The sequence below is a fragment of the Shewanella litorisediminis genome, assembly GCF_016834455.1.
GTDB lineage: Bacteria > Pseudomonadota > Gammaproteobacteria > Enterobacterales > Shewanellaceae > Shewanella > Shewanella litorisediminis.
This window is the reverse complement of sequence record NZ_CP069213.1, coordinates 2,244,744-2,262,497: the sequence shown is the minus strand read 5'-3', so window position 1 is coordinate 2,262,497 and position 17,754 is coordinate 2,244,744. Positions and strand designations below refer to the sequence as shown.

Here is a 17,754-nt window from a genome sequence, read left to right as displayed (position 1 = left end):
CCATATTCAGTAACCATAGCGATCTTATCTGTAAGGAGCCCCAATGCTCGAATTCGTGACTCGCTGGTACAAGGACAAGTTCAGTGACCCCCAGGCAGTGACCCTGCTGTTTATTCTTATTGGCCTCTGGGCACTGATTTATTTTGCCGGTGGTTTGCTGGCGCCCTTGTTGGTGGCGCTGGTATTGGCCTTTTTGCTCGAGTGGCCGGTGGCCCAAATGTCACGCATTGGTGTAAACCGCACCACCGGCGCTTCACTGATGTTGGTGCTCTTTGCCGGCATCGTGCTTTTGATGGTGTTTGGTTTGGTTCCGAGTCTCTGGAAGCAGGGCATGTCGCTCTTGACCGAGCTGCCCGCCATGCTGGATAAGGGCATGGGCTACCTTCAGGAGCTGACCCAGAAATACCCTCAGTATGTGAGTGCAGACCAGGTGATTGCCATGGAAACCGAGCTTAAGCGCATGCTCGATACTCAGCATCTGCTCGATATTGGCAAGCAGATTTTGGGCTTCTCGGCATCGCTGCTGGTGCTGATGGTGTACACCATTTTGGTCCCGCTGCTGGTGTTTTTCTTTCTGAAAGACAAGGAAGAGCTTATCCGCGGCAGTAAACGATTTTTCCCTACAAACCGCGAACTTGCCCGCAAAGTGTGGGGCGAGATGAACCAGCAGATTTTCAACTATATCCGTGGCAAGGTGATTGAGATCATTATTGTTGGCGCCGTGAGCTACGTGTTCTTTGCCTTGATGGGGCTAAGATACTCAGCGCTGCTGGGCGTGCTGACCGGTTTGTCTGTGCTGATCCCCTACGTGGGTGCCACCCTGGTGACCCTGCCCATTGCGCTGGTTGGCTTTTTTCAGTGGGGATTCTCACCGGAATTTGGTTATCTGATGCTGGGCTACGGCATTATTCAGGCGCTGGATGGCAACGTGCTGGTACCGCTGCTGTTCTCTGATGCGGTGGACCTGCACCCGGTTATCATTATCGCTGCCGTGTTGGTCTTTGGTGGACTATGGGGCTTTTGGGGCGTGTTTTTTGCCATTCCTTTGGCCTCTTTGGTCAAAGCGGTGGTCAACGTCTGGCCACGCAATCATCCGGTGGATAAATCAGATGGTGACAGCAGCGCAGGTAGCGGCATACCCGATAAAGCCGTCAGCGAATAAGCTGGCAGATGTATGCGTTGCATAATATTAAAAAAGGCCCATCAGGGCCTTTTTTAATGTCTTTATTTTATCACCAGTTGGCTCAGCCAAGGGCTTCCAGCACAGTTTCGTGGTGGGTCTTGGTTTTGAACTTGGTCAGATCCTGGCTGATGGTGCCATCGGTGCCAACGATAAAGCTCAAGCGGTGAATGCCGTCATACACCTTGCCCATGAACTTCTTCTCGCCCCAGACACCAAAGGCATCGGCCACGGCGTGGTCTTCGTCAGACAGCAAATGGAAATTCAGGCCGTGCTTTTCTTCAAACTTTTTCAGTTTGGCCACGGGATCGGGGCTGATGCCAAACACAGTGACGCCCTTGGCATCCAGCTGCGGCTTGCTGTCGCGCAGACCACAGGCCTGGTCGGTACAGCCCGGTGTCAGCGCCTTGGGATAAAAATACACCAGCACAGGGCCGGTTTTGAGGCACTCTGCCAGGGAAATCATCTCGCCGTTTTGATTGGGCAAAGTAAAGTGCGGGGCCTTATCGCCTGCTTTCAAGGTATTCATTGGTCGTCCTTTTGGTTAACACCGGGTTAGCTTTGCATTCTTTTGATCTGGCATGCCAGCGACATCTCGCTTGCCAGTTCATGAATACTCTTTTCAAGCTTATCCAGTTCAACTTTTTCAGGAATATTGATGGCGAGGAACACGTGCTGGATGGAGTCTCCGGCTTCAGTTTCCTCGGCGTTTGAGCGCACGGCTGCCAAATCCAGAGAGCGGTCGGCCAAAAATTGGGTAATACGCTTCATGGTACCGCGCTGATCTTTTCCGTGGAACTCTACCTCAATCCGCGACACATAATTTTGCGGGGTGTGGCGCGAAGTGCGCTTCATCACGGTCAGCAGTTCCATTTCCACCGACAATTGGGGCAGGGCGGTTTCAATCTTGGTGATAGCGGTCCAGGAGCCTGACACCATCATGATCAAGGTGAATTCATTGCCGAAAAGCGCCATACGGCTGTCGACGATATCACAGTCGCAGTCACTGGCCAGACGGGCGAGCTTGCTGACGATACCGGGACGATCGGATCCCATGGCGGTGACGACCAGGTAATTGGTCATGTAGGTTCCTCTTTTTGTGTCGTTGTTTTGGCGTCTTTTTAACCACATCGGCAGTGGTTTTGACGCGCGCCAATGCTACCACAAACAAATCCTTTTGAGAGCCCTGTAAATGGCTTGTCAATCGCCATAGGGGTCAGTACCATAGCGAATCCTGCAACCTTGGGGAAGTCAGATGATAAATGGAAGCATCGTAGCCTTAATCACGCCTATGAACAGTGATGGCTCAGTGGATTTTGCAAGTCTTGAGAGTTTAGTCGAGTTTCATATCGCCAATGGCACCGATGCCATTGTGGCCGTGGGGACCACAGGCGAATCGGCCACTCTGCCCATGAAAGAGCACATCAATGTGGTGGCCAAAACCGTTGAGTATGCCAAAGGCCGTATTCCGGTTATTGGTGGCAACGGCGCCAATGCCACTGCCGAGGCGATTGAACTGACCCGGGGGTTGTCTGCAACCGGTGTTGCGGCCATGCTCGGCGTGACGCCTTACTACAACAAACCCACGCCCAAAGGTCTGGTTGCCCACTACAAAGCCGTGGCTGCTGCCACTGACATCCCACAAATTCTGTATAACGTGCCCGGCCGTACTGCGCTGGATATGAAACCTGAAACCGTGGCAGAGCTTTGCGATGTGGCCAACATCATCGGCATTAAAGAAGCCACCGGTGATGTCAGCCGCGTTGCTCGCCTTCGCGAGCTGTGTGGCCCCGACTTTTTGCTGTACAGCGGCGATGATGCCACTGCCCGTGAATTTTTGCTGGCCGGTGGTGATGGCGTGATTTCGGTTGCCAACAACATAGTGCCCGCCCAATTCAAAAAGATGTGCGCGCTGGCGCTGGCCGGTGATATCGAAGGCTCGCTTGTAGCCGACGAACCTATGCGTGGTCTATACAGCACTCTCTTTTGCGAAGCCAACCCTATCCCGGTGAAATGGGCTGCCCATCGTATGGGACTCATCAAGGAGGGTTTTATTCGTTTACCACTGACTGAACTTTCTGAGTCCTGCCATGGTCTATTGCTCGATGCCATGAAAAAAGCTGGACTGGAGGTCTAAGTCTTGAAGTTGAAACAAATTACCCCATTCGTTCTCGTTGCCATGGCGGCAGGTTGTACCACGCCAATGGAGCGCCGTCAGGCCAATGGGAATGATGAGTATGTGAACGCACAAACCATGGCGCCGCTGAAGGTGCCCGAAGGACTCAAGTCCCCCAACTATAGCCGCGAATACGATATTCCCAATCTGGGTGCCAAGGCCAATCGCGAATTGGTTGGCAAAAACCTCGACATTCGCCCACCCCTGCAGGTTCTGCCAATGGCAGAAGGCACCCGGGTGGAAGAAGGTTCAGACAACGTAAAGGTCATTGTTGAGTCGTTCGACAACAGCCTGGATCTGAAGCAGGAAATTTTTGGTCTGATTAAAGATCACCTGCAAAGCCGTAACATTGAAATCGTTAACGAAGACTTTGCTACCGGCACGTTGGAAACCGGCTGGATTGAAACTCAGGAAGTACTGGAGTCCAGTCTCTGGGGTTCAGATAAGGTCTTTACCCTGAAGCAGCGTTATCGCTACCAGGTTGAAGTTCGCCCACATGGCCGCACCGGTTCTGTCAGCATCAACCTGATTGACCATCAGGAAAGCTATGACGGTGATGAGCTGCAGACGGCCTTGTCCGGTCATGACAAGCGTCGCTACACCATCGATATGCTTAACAGCTCCATCGCCTACATGGCGGTGAAACGTGAGCAGGCTATCAAGGCCAAGCGCCTTCGCGAAAGTCTGGGCATTGGTGTAGAGCTGATGGATGGTGCTGAAGAGGGTGATGCCTTCTATTTGGCCCAGGGTGATTTTAACCAGGTATGGAGTCGTCTGCGTCTGGTGCTGCCCGAAATGGGCTTTGAAATTGCCGATATGGATAGCAGTAAAGGAATTTACTTCCTGAACTACAACGACAATTCCGGATTCTGGAGTTCGCTGTGGGGCGATGCCAAACTCGAGCTCGATAAGGGTACTTATAAGCTCAAGTTAAAAGACGGTGAAACCAAGGGCACCAGCGAGCTGCATATCCTCGATAAGGAAGACAGCCCACTTGCCGACGAAAAAGTCGCTCAGATTTACCGCGCGCTTGCCGAACTGATGAAAGAAGACAGGAAAGTCCGCTGATAAGCCATGTGTAATTCAGCTTGGCAATCCAGGTTGTATCAGTCAGGTTGCGTTTAACGCAGCGGATGAAAAAGAGGCCATAAGGCCTCTTTTTTATTGGGGTTATACAGGTTTCCCGCTGCCGTGGTCATTTGGCTTGTCTCTGGCTATGCTGCAGGGTGATACTCTGAAGTCACCTTCCCATCAAGCACAAGTCACTTCAGTAGCCAGATGGCACCGCACGACGTACTTTTGAACCAAAAGTGTCATAAAAGCGTATTTTGTAAGGAAAAGTAAAACGTGTTGAAGCCCGGTTGCTCGCAGGTAAACTAGCCTCTAACCGGAAAACCGGCGCCTGCCTGTTGGTGGGCGATAACGATAACACAGCCAGAACTTCGGAAGTCACATGAAAAAGTTAGCTTTTCTTTTAGCCCTTATTGGGGGTGCGGGTGCCTGGTATCTGTATTCTCTGGATGAGTCCACAAGCGGGCCCGTTCGTCCTCGCCCTGTGCCCAATGTCGTCGTGACCAAGGTAGCCACTCAGGAAGTACGTGATGAGGTTGAAGCCCTTGGCACAACCCACGCCAATGAGTCCGTCACCATTACTGCCAAGGTTACCGATGTTGCCATCAAGGTGAATTTCAGCGATGGCGATATCGTCCGCCAGGGACAGTTATTGGTGCAGCTTCAGGATGCCGAGCAGCGCGCCCGGGTGCAGGTAGCCAAAGTGAAAGTGACTGATAATCAGCGCGAATTTGACCGTATCCGCTCGCTGGTGACCAGCCAAACGGTGGCCGAACTTGAGCGCGATCGGCTGCAAACCCTGATAGATACCAGCCGCGCCGAGCTGGAGCAGGCCGAGTCCGCACTGCGTGACCGCGCCATCACAGCGCCCTTTGCCGGCCGTCTTGGACTTCGTCAGGTCAGTCCCGGCGCGCTGGTAACGCCCGGCACCGCCGTCACAACCCTGGATGATATTTCCACCATCAAGCTGGACTTTGCTGTTCCAGAGCGTTTTTTACCTCAGCTGCACCCCGGCAAGGCGGTTGAAGCTCAGGCCGTAGCCTACGAGGGGCAGCTTTTTACCGGTAAGGTGACATCCATCGACAGCCGGGTGAATCCTTCTACCCGCGCGGTCACTGTGCGCGCCGAAATCCCTAACCCGGACGCCAAGTTGCTGCCGGGGATGCTGATGAAAATCCGCCTCATCAAAACCAGTCGTGAGGCCATTATGGTGCCGGAATCGGCGATTATTCCCCTGCAAAACCGTCACTATGTGTACATGGTGGATGCCGACAACAAGGTGGAACGTCGTGAAGTGACCCTGGGCCTTCGCAAGCGCGGCTGGGCTGAGATTGTCGATGGATTGAATCTGGGGGAAACCATCATGATCCGCGGGATCCTCAAGGTACGCCCCGGCGACAAGGTTACACCCGAGCTTAAAGAACACTTCAGTGCATCCGTGACCTCCGATGAGGAGAACGCTGCATGATCCTGACAGATCTCTCTGTTAAACGCCCGGTATTCGCCTCGGTCATAAGCTTATTGCTGATTGCCTTTGGTCTGGTGGCCTTTGACAAGTTGCCACTGCGGGAATACCCCCATATCGACCCACCCGTGGTGTCCATCGAAACCAATTACCGCGGCGCCAGTGCCTCTGTTGTGGAAAGCCGCATTACCCAGTTGGTGGAAGACCGCGTCAGCGGGGTAGAGGGCATTCGCCACATCAGTTCATCTTCCAGTGACGGTCGTTCGTCCGTGACCCTGGAATTTAACATCAACCGCGACATCGAAGCGGCCGCCAACGATATCCGGGACCGGGTTTCGAGCATGCTCAACAACTTGCCCGAAGAGGCTGACCCACCGGAGATCCGTAAAGCCAACGGCGGCGATGAAGTGATCATGTGGCTCAACCTGGTGTCGGACAGCATGAACACCCTGGAGCTCACCGATTATGCCAACCGCTATCTGGCCGACCGATTCTCGGCGGTGGATGGGGTGGCCATGCTGCGCCTCGGCGGCGGCAAGGTGTATGCGCTGCGAATTTGGGTTGACCGTCAGGCGCTGGCGGCGCGGAATCTGACTGTCGCCGATATCGAGTCCAAACTGCGCTCAGAAAACGTGGAGCTGCCGGCAGGCTCGGTTGAGTCCAAAGAACGCCACTTTACCGTGCGTCTCGAACGTACCTTCAGAACCTCGGAAGACTTTGCCAATCTGGTCTTGGCACAGGGCGATGACGGCTATCTGGTAAAACTGGGTGATGTGGCCACGATTGAGTTGGGCTCAGAGGAAGAGCGCATCATGTTCCGCGGCAACCGCGAGTCCATGATTGGCCTTGGGGTGACCAAGCAGTCCACCGCCAACACCCTCGAGGTGGCAAGAGCGGTTAACAAGCTGGTCGACCAAATTAATCCGACCCTGCCACCTGGCATGGAAATCAAGCGCAGCTACGACAGCTCGGTGTTTATCGAAGCCTCCATTAAAGAGGTATACACCACCCTGATGATTGCTATGATCCTGGTTATCCTTGTGATTTACCTGTTTCTTGGCAGTGTTCACGCCATGCTTATCCCTGCGGTTACTGTACCTGTGTCACTGCTGGGAACCTTTATCGTACTTTATACCCTTGGCTACACCATCAACCTGTTGACGCTGCTGGCGATGATCCTTGCCATCGGTATGGTGGTGGACGATGCCATTGTGATGCTGGAAAACATTCACCGCCGTATCGAAGAAGGTGAAAGCCCGCTGGTTGCATCATTCCTCGGTGCCCGCGAAGTGGCCTTTGCCGTGGTGGCGACCACCCTGGTGCTGGTGGCGGTGTTTATGCCGATCACCTTCCTCGAAGGCGATTTGGGCAAGCTCTTTAAGGAGTTTGCGGTGACCATGAGCGCCGCGGTGATGTTCTCCAGTCTGGTGGCACTGAGCCTGAGCCCCATGATGTGCTCCAAGCTGCTGCGCCCGACCAGTGAAAGCTCCTGGTTGGTGAAAAAAGTTGATAAGGGCATGGACTGGCTCGAACACACCTATCGCAGCTCCCTTGAGCGCACCATTCGCCATCCACTGGCCGTGAGCCTCACCGTCATTGCTGCCCTCGGGCTCAGTGTGTGGATGATGCAAAAGGTGCCCCAGGAGTTTGCTCCCCGTGAAGACAGGGGCTCCATGTTCCTCATGGTCAATGGTCCTCAGGGCGCGAGCTACGAGTACATTGAAAAGTACATGAACGAAGTGGAGGAGCGCCTGATGCCCATGGTTGAAAGTGGCGAAATCAAGCGTTTGCTTATTCGTGCTCCCCGTGGTTTTGGACGTTCTGCTGATTTCTCCAATGGTATGGCCATTATCGTGCTTGAGGATTGGTCAACACGCCGTAATGCCTTCGAAATTATGAACGACATACGCGGTAAGCTCGCTGATCTGGCCGGTGTGCAGGCATTTCCCATCATGCGTCAGGGTTTTGGCCGCGGTGTGGGTAAACCCGTGCAGTTTGTGCTTGGTGGCCCAAGCTATGAGGAGCTCGCCCAGTGGCGGGATATTCTGTTGGCCAAGGCCGCGGAAAACCCCAAACTGCTGGCGCTGGATCACGACTACAAGGAAACCAAACCGCAGTTCCGTGTAGTTATTGACCGGGACAGAGCCGCCGATCTGGGCGTATCCATCTCCCACATCGGCCGTACGCTGGAGTCCATGCTGGGGTCGCGCCTGGTGACGACCTTTATGCGTGACGGTGAAGAGTATGACGTCATCATCGAAGGCGACAGGGCAAAGCAGAATACGGCGCAGGATCTGTCGAACATCTATGTTCGCTCAGAGAGAAGCCGCGAGCTTATTCCGCTTTCGAACCTGGTGCATGTGGAGGAGTTTGCCGACGCTTCCAGTCTGAACCGCTATAACCGTATGCGGGCCATCACCATCGAAGCCAACCTCGCGGATGGCTATAGCCTGGGTGAGGCGCTGGATTACCTGAACGACATAGTACGCACTTATCTGCCTGCCGAGGCGGTAGTGAGCTACAAGGGCCAGTCCCTTGACTATCAGGAGTCCGGCAACTCCATGTACTTTGTGTTTGTGCTGGCCCTCGGCGTGGTATTCCTGGTGTTGGCCGCTCAGTTTGAGAGTTATATTCACCCGGCGGTGATTATGCTCACAGTACCGCTCGCGACCCTCGGCGCCTTGATAGGCCTGTGGCTCACTGGGCAAACCATCAATATTTACAGCCAGATAGGTATTATCATGTTGGTGGGCCTTGCGGCGAAAAACGGCATTCTTATCGTAGAGTTTGCCAACCAGCTGCGTGACAGGGGCGTTGATTTTATCGAGGCACTGCTGACCGCATCCACCCAGCGCTTAAGACCTATTCTGATGACGGGTATTACCACGGCTGCCGGTGCTGTGCCACTGGTGATGGCACAGGGCGCCGGTGCTGAAACCCGCTTTGTGATAGGTGTGGTGGTGCTGTCTGGCATCATACTGGCCACCATCTTTACCCTGATGGTCATTCCAACAGCTTACGCCCTCTTTGCCAGACATTCGGGCTCGCCCGATGCGGTGGCGCAAAAGCTGGAAGCTGAGCTTGCGGGCAAAGCCAAACACTGAGCTTATAAGCACTGAGCTTTAAAGTACTGAGCTCACAAGCATTGAGCTTAAATGACTGCAAAAAGGCCTGAACGTGGTTCAGGCCTTTTTATTGCGATCGGCATAATCAGATTAGCGATTGATATCCTGATAAAGCTCTTCGTACATCAGTTCCCGCATACGGAATTTTTGCAGCTTACCTGTAACTGTCATGGGGTAAGAATCCACGAATTTGATGTACCTTGGCACCTTGAAGTAGGCCACTTTTTCGGTCAGGAAGTGGCGAATTTCCTGCTCGTCTATATTGGCTCCGGGGCGCAGTTTTATCCATGCACAGACTTCTTCGCCATATTTGTCGCTTTGCACGCCAAATACCGCGGCATCCTGCACCTGTGGATGGCTGTAGAGCTTTTCTTCAATCTCCCGTGGGTAGATGTTTTCCCCGCCGCGGATGATCATGTCTTTAATGCGCCCGACAATGCGCACATAGCCGTGCTCATCCATCACGCCGAGGTCGCCTGAGTGCAGCCAGCCTTCGTTGTCTATGGTATCGCGGGTCTTGGCTTCATCGTTCCAATATCCCAGCATCACACAATACCCCCGGCTGCACACATCGCCCGGCTCACCAATGGGTTGGGTTTTGCCAAACACATCGACGATTTTCACTTCGGTGTGGGCGAGGGCACGGCCCACAGTGGTCACCCTGAGTTCCAGTGAAGAATCGATTTCGGTGAGATTGTTGATGGGGCTGCATTCTGTCTGTCCGTAGCCTATAACCACTTCCTCCATGTGCATCAGGCTCTGCACCCGCTTCATCACTTCTTCCGGGCAGGTGGCGCCGGCCATCACGCCGGTACGCAGGCTGGAAAGGTCATACCCGTTAAAGTTGGCGAGCTCCAGCTCCGCGATAAACATGGTAGGCACGCCGTGGAGCGCGGTGCAGCGCTCTTTTTCCACTACCGCGAGCGTGGTGGCCGGGTCAAAGGCATCGCCGGGGAAAACCGCTGTGGCACCGGTGGCAACACACACCAGGTTACCCAGCACCATGCCAAAGCAGTGATAAAGCGGCACCGGAATACAGAGCCTGTCCAGATGACTGAAGCGCATTCCTTGGGCCACCAGCATGCCGTTATTGAGAATGTTATGGTGGGAGAGAGTCGCGCCCTTGGGATTGCCGGTGGTGCCAGAGGTAAATTGGATGTTGATGGGGTCAAAGGGGGAGAGTTTTTCACTTATTCCGGCAAGGTCGGCATATTCGGTATCGCTGCCGAGGCCACATACCTTATCAAAGTTCAGCATGCCCGGCGTTGCCTGTGTGCCCGTGCGAATGACCAACCTGAGGTCCGGCAAGCGGCTCGATTGCAGTTGGCCTGCTTCGCAGTGGGCCAGCTCCGGCGCCAGTGATTGCAGCATCGCCAGATAATCACTGCTTTTAAATTTGTCGTGGGTGATAAGGGCCTTGCAGCCCACGTTGACCAGGGCGTATTCCAGCTCCTCCGGGCGGTATGCGGGATTGATACACACCATGATGGCACCGATGCGGGCGGTGGCGAACTGGGTGAGGCACCATTCAATATTGTTTGGGGACCATATCCCGACCCTATCACCCGGACCTATGCCAAGTGCCAACAGGCCCGTTGCCAACCGGTCGATTTCGGTCAGGTACTTTCTATAGCTCCAGCGGATGTTCTGATGATGCATAACGATGGCATCGTGATCAGGGTAGCGATTGGCCATGTTTTCAAGGTAGCGGCCAATGGTGTCCTGAATAAGCTCAGGGGTGTCGCTGCCTCGATAATGACTCTGGGTAAGGGGAAAAGGGGCGGGCGCTGTGTGGTCTGAGGACATGTGCATAAAGCCTCCATGGCGTTGCTTGTTGATTTGTCGTTATTGTTGTCGTTATTCCAGTTGTGCCGGTTTGCCGCCCATTCCTGAGCAGCCAAACCGGTGAACTCTGACTCTAGCCAAAAGGTGATGCCAAGGACAAGCGCCACAATGCCGCTTTATACTAAAGGCTAATACAATGATCTTGTGTGAAAAATGCCAATTTAGGTGCGATACGCAATAAAAAAGCCAGCAAATCTGCTGGCTTGTAATCAAGGCTTTGGTATCAGCGCCCTTCGAGCTCTGCCAATATGGCCTGCTCCAGGAAGGTCGCAAAATCATGGCCGTGATGGGCCAGCATCTTGGGGAACATGGAAATCTGGGTAAGGCCCGGGAAGGTATTGATCTCGTTCAGCAGGATTTGATTATCTTCGGTGAGGAAGAAATCGATGCGCGATAGATGGCGCAGTTTCATGCCTTTAAACGCCCGCAGCGCATAGTCACGAATGGCGGCAACCGTGTCTTCGTCTACGTTTGGTGCTTCCACATGGGTGACCGCCTGACTCTTGGTATCGTATTTCTCTTCAAAGCTGTAGAAGGTGTTGGCGGCACAGACGATTTCGCCGGGGCGGGTCGCCACGATTTCACCCTGATACTCATACACAGCCACTTCCAGCTCTCTGGGCTTGATGGTTTTCTCCACTACGACGAAGGGGGCGTATTCGAAGGCCTTACGGACAAGCCCTGGAATATCCTCACGGCGATGGGCAGGGAAGCAGCCCACTGACGAGCCCTGACTCGCGGCCTTGATAAATACGCTGCCCCATTCATCAAACGCCGCTTCCACCCGGGCGATGGCGTCATCGCTTGGCTCATCGAGGTACAGGTAAGGGGTGTTGGGAATGCCGAGGGCACTGAACCACATTTTGGCGGTGATCTTGTTAAAACAGTTACTTGAGGCCTCTGAGCCACAACCAAAATAGGGCAGGCGGATAAGGTTGAACCAGGACTGAATATCGCCGGTTTCGCCGGGGTAACCGTGGATGCAGGGGATGACGTAATCCACCGGCCACGGCGCCTTGGCTTCGTCGGCAAAACGAATTTCCCGGCGATTGGTCAGCTCTACAATCTCGCCTTCGCGGGTGCGGTATTGGCCTTCAGCGGTGAGCTCAAGCCTCAGGGTATTGAAACGGGGCAGAGTTGCCAGACACGACTCGAAGTATTTGGCCGAAAGTAAAGAGATGTCGTGTTCGCTGCCACCGCCACCACAGAGCAGCACCAGATTGTATTTGTTCATTTTGTCTCCAAAAGACGTCAAACCGGCGTAAAGACTTTTCCCGGCAAAAGGAGCAGTGTAATGAGCCCGCGTAGGGGGCGCAAGGAAGATGACAGAGATTTAATACTCATGCCACAAGCGCTCAGCCAAACCCGATGCCCGCTCGGTACGACGCTCAGTTGCGGCGTCAAACAGAGCCTGTGTCCCGAGGCAGGTAAACTTTGCCTTGGCACGGGTAATGGCAGTGTAAATCAGCTCTCGGCCAATCAAACTTTGCTGTGACGGTGAGGGGGTGGGCGGTAAAGAGAGCGCCACCGAGGCAAACTCACTGCCCTGACTCTTGTGCACTGTCATGGCGTAGCAGGTGTCGTGCCCCGGGAGCCTCGCTGGCAACACCTTAAGAACTTGGCCATCGCTTTGAATAAAATGGGCCATCAGGCGCTGATTATCCCCTTCTACCGGCAGCAGTATGCCAATGTCGCCGTTAAATAGTCCAAGACTGTAATCGTTGCTTTGGATCATGACCGGACGACCGGCGTAAAACTCCTGAGTGGGCTGTATGAGCCCGGCTTTGGCAAGGGCGGCGGTAACGGCCCTGTTGATACCTTCAACGCCATATTCACCGGTTTTCATGGCACAGAGCACGCGAAAATCATTGTATTTTTGAAGGATGATTTTCGGCTCAGCCTGCTGTTTCATTGCCTGTAAATAGTCGCTGTAGGCGGTTTTGGCGAGCTGAACCAGAGCCGTAAGCCCGTCGCTGTTGTCGCCCGGGATCCAGCAAAGCTCGGGGTAGGCTTGTTGCCACACGAAAGCGACCCTGGCCTTATCACCCTGATTAACCGCCATGGCGAGCTGACCAATACCGGCATCTTCGGCAAACCTGTGGCTGTGAAACAGTCGACACAGGTTGTCGCCAAGCCCCGGTGTGCTTGTGCTTGGGCTAAGCCGGGTGCCGGTCAATGCGGCTATCCGTTCGGTTTGCGCTGCACTGTAACGGTAGCCATGGCGTGCCCCTTCACAGATGTCGGCAAGCACAGCGCCGGCTTCTACCGAGGCAAGCTGGTCCTGATCGCCAAGCAAAATTAACCTGGCGTGGCCTGGCAGGGCATCAAGCAGGCGGTCCATCATGGGCAAATCCACCATGGAGGCTTCATCCACCAGCAATAAATCTACATCCAGCGGATTGTCCCTGTGATGACGGAATTTGTGGTTACCCGGCTGATAACCAAGCAAGCGGTGAAGGGTTGAGGCATCTTCCGGCAAGCTTTCAATGGCGACTGGCGAGATAAGGGGCGAGGTCAACTCATGTGCCAGGCGCTGCTTGCTGGCTTTAATGGACTCCGACAGCCTGGCCGCGGCCTTGCCCGTGGGGGCCACCATGCGGATATTCAATGAAGACGACAGCGACAAAAGCAACAGCAACTTGGTGACCGTGGTGGTTTTGCCCGTGCCGGGGCCACCGGTAATGACGGTCAGTTGCTTCCCGGCGGCGGTTGCCACCGCGATTTTCTGCCAGTCGATGGTGTCATGACCTGCGGGAAAGAGTGCCTCGAGCAGTGCTGCGGTGTGCGGGTGGGTGTCCAGCTCCCTGGCGGCCATGAGGTTAAGCCGCGCTGCAACCCGGCTCTCAAAACCCTGATAGCGTTTAAGGTAGAGTCGTTTACCCTCCAGTATCAGCGGTTTGTTGTCATTCGGGGTGCCAACGGCATCGAGCGCCGCGATGGCATTCAGCAGCGCTGCATAATCGGCCTGAATACTGAGCTGCGCCTGACGGGTACCCAGAGGGTTGGCAAGTACCAGTGCGCTCAGGTCAAGACAGGGATGCTGACGGGAAAGCTGCCGTGACACCAAAACACACATCAGCAACATCAGCGGCGAATCGTCATTGTGAAGCTCAGCCATTTGCAGGGCAAAATGGCGATCCAGTGACGACAGCTCGCCCTGTGCCTGCCACAGCTTTAGTTGTTGTTTGAGCGCATCGCTGCTGCACGCCTTGCCTGAAAGTTGGATCATAACCGTATCTCCTGGCCTTCAAACAAGGCGTCCAGTGCCTCAATCAAGAGTTTGGGCGGCTTGTCAAAAAATACCCCGCTGCCGGGAACTGACGCCGACATCCCCCTCAAAAACAGGTAAAAACAGCCACCAATATCCTTGTCATAGTCGTAGTGTGCCAGACGGCTTCTCAGCAGTCGGTGCAGCGCCAGGGTATAAAGCAGGTACTGCAAATCGTAGTGGTGGTCTTGAATGGCGCTGTGCATGGCGTCCCTGTGATAGTGGCCGAGGGTATCGCCCAGATGATTGGATTTGTAGTCGGCGATGTAAAAGCGACCGTTATGGCTGAAGCAGAGATCGATAAAGCCTTTGAGCATGCCATTCAGGGTGTCGAAACCAAAGTCACTGCGATAACCATAGAGCGCCAGCAGATCGCCAAGGGCGCCGGGCTTGAGCCGACTCACGGGCAGATAAAACTCCATTTCCACCAGCAGATTGGCGGGGGCCAGCGCGCCCAGTGAAAATTGGCTGCTGCCATCATCAAGCTGTGCCTGCATCAGGTCCTCATACCAGGCTTCCAGCACGGGTTGCCACAGGGTTTCGATACCAAAATGGGCCATGGCATCGGGCAGCACCTCGGGCAGAGTCTGGGCCACCGCATCAAAGCGGATAAGCTCCAGTACCTGATGCATAAAGCTGCCGGCATTGGCGCCACGGGGAAAAGAAAAGCGACTCAGTGCCGGCGTGAGTTCAGGCTCTGACTCTTCGCCGTGCAGCGGCAGCTCCTGGGGCGAAAACGACTCATCGGCAGCCCCGGGGATGGCGGGCATAGTGATTTCTGTGTTGGCCCACAGGGCATCCCCATGGTGTTCTGTATGGCCAGCGCCCTGGGCTATCAGCGCAGAATAACTGCCGACGCGCCAGCTTTCTTCGCCGATGCGGTTTGGGGTACGCGGGCTTGGTGGCACTTCGCTTGGGGGCTCTGCACTTTCCAGCGGCGTCAGGTCATTTTGGATAATGTCCACCACACCCATGATATCGCTACCATTTGCATGACTGCAGACGCGCTCTGCGGCCTGGCGCAGTGCGGCAAAGTCGCAATCCTTGCTGTCGATACCAAGCACAAAGCCCAGCGCTGTCTTATGCACCTCACTGCTTATCCCGGCTTTGAGCATACGACTGTGATTGGCAAGTCCCAGGCGGCAACCATAGACAGGGCGGGTGAGCGCCACATACAGCAGGCGCAGATCTTCACCCAGGTGCTCAGTATCGAAGCATTCGACGCCGTCGTCGGATTGCAGCAGATCCCACACCAGACGCTCGTCTTTGTGGTAAAGCAGCGGTGAGGGTTTTCCGCGACTGTCTCTGGCCAGACTCAGAAAGGGGATATAGCAAAGGCCGTATTCCAGCCCCTTGCTTTTGTGGATGGTGACTATCTGTACCAGGTTTTGTTCGCTCTCAAGCCTCAGCTGCATGGCTTCGTCACTGCCGGGATCCAGCAGCGCCTGCTCAAACCAACCGACAAGCGCACTTATCCCATCGAGGGAGGCCGCGGCCTGCTCGAGCAATTCACACAGGTGACGAAAGTCAGTCAGGCGCCTGTCGGCATCGTTTTCGCCACCAAGGCGCTGAAGTAATCGGGTGTCGTCGGCAAAGGCCATTAAGGCCGGCATGACGCCTTGCCTTTGCCAGCGCTGATGCCAGCGCTCAAAGCACTCCAGTGCCTGACGCCTTGCGTCTTCGTCCTGATTGAAGGCCGCTATCTGGCTGAGGTTCCAGCCCATCAGCCGGGTGGCCATGGCTGCGCGAAGGCGCTTTTCATCCCGAGGCTGGGCAAGCGCGGCCAGCACATGCAGCAGCTCCGAGGCTTCTTTGGTGGCAAACACATTGTCACGGGACAAAAATACAGCGCCGATATTTCGCCGGGTCAGGGCGTCTTTAATGAACGCCGCTTCGTTTCTGTCTCTGACCAGCACGGCAATGTCTTTTGCCAATAGCGGCCTTTGCCGGTCGGTAAGCACCGCGCGCCCCTCGGCGGCAAGACTGAGGAGCTGGCCTATGTGGGCGGCTGCATCTTCTGCAAGCAGGGTTCTGGCCGTTTGCTTATTCAATCCTTTGTCGGGATCTTCGCCAAGCAGTGCGATTTCAAGTGCCGGCCCCTGGGGTTTACCATCAATTAACAGGCGTTTAGTGCCTTTATCAGATGCCTCAACCGCCTCGAAAGGGATTTCATCACTTAAAAACACCCGCTCCCGGGCGCTGAAAACGGCATTGACAGCCTTAACCATGGCGCTGGATGAACGGTAATTGGTGCCCAGACTGTAGTGGGCGGAAGCGGCGCGTCTGGCACCCAGGTAGGTGTGAATATCGCCGCCACGGAAGGCGTAAATGGCTTGTTTGGGGTCGCCAATCATCAACAGCCCCTGCGCCTTCGGCTGCTGACGGTACAGGGCGCTGAAGATGGCAAATTGCAGCGGATCTGTGTCCTGAAATTCATCAATCAGCGCCATGGGGAAGCGGCTCGCCACTTCCCGGGATAACCTGAGGGCGATATCCCTATCGATGTCGGATACGGGGCCGCAATCGGAACTCGCCCCATGGACACCAAGGGCTTTGGCCAGATGCTTCAGGAGGTCATCCGGTGCCATGAGGTTTCGCTCGGCCTTGAGGGTATCGAATCTTTCACGTATCTCATCTCTGGCGAGCACCAGGAATGCGGGCAGCAGATTTTCCTGGGCCTGCAGCAAAGCTTCAATGTGTACCAGCAGCGAAAGGGCTTCAGGGGCGGGCAGCTGCCCCCCTTTATTCAGTTTGATATTGCCGTAGGCAAGGGCTTGCATGGACTTTTCAGGTGGCATGCCGTCGCCGCGAAGCACCCAGGCTTCCATGGCATCCCAGTGGTTCCTGAGTTTGGGGAATCCATCGGCGGCCTTGCCGTAGCTCACGCCATTAAGGGGCAATTGACTGAGTGCGGCGAGGGTTTCTTCAGCCTGTCGTTGCCAGGCCAGGCGAAGCCTTGCGATGCGAGCGCTAAAGCCGCTGGCAAGCTCATTGAAATCATCCACCCGAATATCGACGGCGGCGTCTCTTGCGCCCAGCAGCGACTTAAGCTCCCGCTCCAGCGCTTTGGGCGAGGCAAATTTTTCCTGTATCAGGGCGGCAATATCCGCACTTAAGGGGTAGCAGTGCGCGCGCCAGAAATCCGCGGCCGCCATGGCCAAAAGCTCGCTGTCGTCGAGGGTAAATTCGCTTTCAAACAGGAGGGCCGACTCGAAGGCCATATCCGACAGAACCCGTTGGCAAAAGCCGTGGATGGTGTAGATGGCCGCTTCATCCAACGTCTTTAATGCCAGGTCAAGCTGTCTTAGGGCCAGTTGCCTGTCGGAAATGGCTTCAAGAAGTCGGGTGAGGAACGAGTCTTCGCTGGGCTCGCCAAGGCAGAGGCGAAAGCCGTCCTGAATCCGGCGCCGGATCCTGTCTCTAAGCTCACTGGTGGCGGCATTGGTGAAGGTTACCACCAGAATTTCTTCGACTTTGAAGGGGCGCTGCTCGCCAATGCCAAGCAGGAGACGCAAATACAGGTTGGCGATGGTGTAGGTTTTACCTGTGCCGGCGCTGGCCTCAATCAGGCGCGCACCGCTGAACGGCAGGGTAAAGGCATCCAAAGGGGTTGAGGTCTGCATC

At 55.1% G+C, this 17,754-nt stretch carries 11 protein-coding genes; 5 read left to right on the top strand and 6 right to left on the bottom strand.

The annotated features are described in order from the left end of the window. The first annotated feature begins 43 nt into the window (after positions 1–43). Entirely contained in the window at positions 44–1,162 is a 1,119-nt protein-coding gene (locus JQC75_RS09775) for an AI-2E family transporter (RefSeq protein WP_203323939.1), read from the top strand. Between the two features lie 82 nt (positions 1,163–1,244). Here the strand turns inward: JQC75_RS09775 and bcp are convergent, their stop codons facing one another. Then, positions 1,245–1,709 (bottom strand): thioredoxin-dependent thiol peroxidase, encoded by a 465-nt coding sequence (gene bcp / locus JQC75_RS09770; protein ID WP_203323938.1) that lies wholly within the window; start codon positions 1,707–1,709, stop codon positions 1,245–1,247. A gap of 26 nt (positions 1,710–1,735) precedes the next feature. Next, the gene (locus tag JQC75_RS09765; protein ID WP_203323937.1) at positions 1,736–2,263 is read right to left on the bottom strand and encodes a glycine cleavage system transcriptional repressor; all 528 of its coding nucleotides are present in this window, start codon (positions 2,261–2,263) and stop codon (positions 1,736–1,738) included. A gap of 172 nt (positions 2,264–2,435) precedes the next feature. Between JQC75_RS09765 and dapA the strand changes: the two genes are divergently transcribed. The 4 genes from dapA to JQC75_RS09745 all read left to right on the top strand — a co-directional run bounded on the left by dapA (position 2,436) and on the right by JQC75_RS09745 (position 8,996). Next, a complete protein-coding gene (gene dapA / locus JQC75_RS09760; protein ID WP_203323936.1) occupies positions 2,436–3,317 on the top strand; it encodes a 4-hydroxy-tetrahydrodipicolinate synthase in 882 nt (293 codons plus the stop codon). Positions 3,318–3,359: 42 nt separating this feature from the next. Next, entirely contained in the window at positions 3,360–4,424 is a 1,065-nt protein-coding gene (bamC, locus tag JQC75_RS09755) for an outer membrane protein assembly factor BamC (RefSeq protein WP_203327190.1), read from the top strand. Positions 4,425–4,809: 385 nt separating this feature from the next. Continuing rightward, complete coding sequence (locus tag JQC75_RS09750; protein WP_203323935.1) at positions 4,810–5,895, top strand: efflux RND transporter periplasmic adaptor subunit; 1,086 nt, start codon at positions 4,810–4,812, stop codon at positions 5,893–5,895. Beyond that, positions 5,892–8,996 carry an efflux RND transporter permease subunit gene (locus tag JQC75_RS09745; RefSeq protein ID WP_203323934.1) on the top strand — a complete coding sequence of 1,035 codons (3,105 nt, stop codon included), beginning with the start codon at positions 5,892–5,894 and terminating at the stop codon, positions 8,994–8,996. The genes JQC75_RS09750 and JQC75_RS09745 overlap by 4 nt, the downstream gene beginning before the upstream one ends. A 111-nt stretch (positions 8,997–9,107) precedes the next feature. Here JQC75_RS09745 and JQC75_RS09740 read toward each other — a convergent pair whose 3' ends face one another. The 4 genes from JQC75_RS09740 to recB all read right to left on the bottom strand — a co-directional run bounded on the left by JQC75_RS09740 (position 9,108) and on the right by recB (position 17,753). Beyond that, complete coding sequence (locus JQC75_RS09740) at positions 9,108–10,829, bottom strand: AMP-binding protein (protein ID WP_203323933.1); 1,722 nt, start codon at positions 10,827–10,829, stop codon at positions 9,108–9,110. A gap of 256 nt (positions 10,830–11,085) precedes the next feature. Then, positions 11,086–12,096, bottom strand: coding sequence for a D-alanine--D-alanine ligase (locus JQC75_RS09735; protein ID WP_203323932.1), 1,011 nt, complete (start codon positions 12,094–12,096; stop codon positions 11,086–11,088). A gap of 99 nt (positions 12,097–12,195) precedes the next feature. Further along, complete coding sequence (gene recD / locus JQC75_RS09730; protein WP_203323931.1) at positions 12,196–14,091, bottom strand: exodeoxyribonuclease V subunit alpha; 1,896 nt, start codon at positions 14,089–14,091, stop codon at positions 12,196–12,198. Further along, positions 14,088–17,753 carry an exodeoxyribonuclease V subunit beta gene (gene recB / locus JQC75_RS09725; protein ID WP_203323930.1) on the bottom strand — a complete coding sequence of 1,222 codons (3,666 nt, stop codon included), beginning with the start codon at positions 17,751–17,753 and terminating at the stop codon, positions 14,088–14,090. Before recB ends, recD begins: the two co-directional genes overlap by 4 nt. Position 17,754 lies beyond the last annotated feature (1 nt).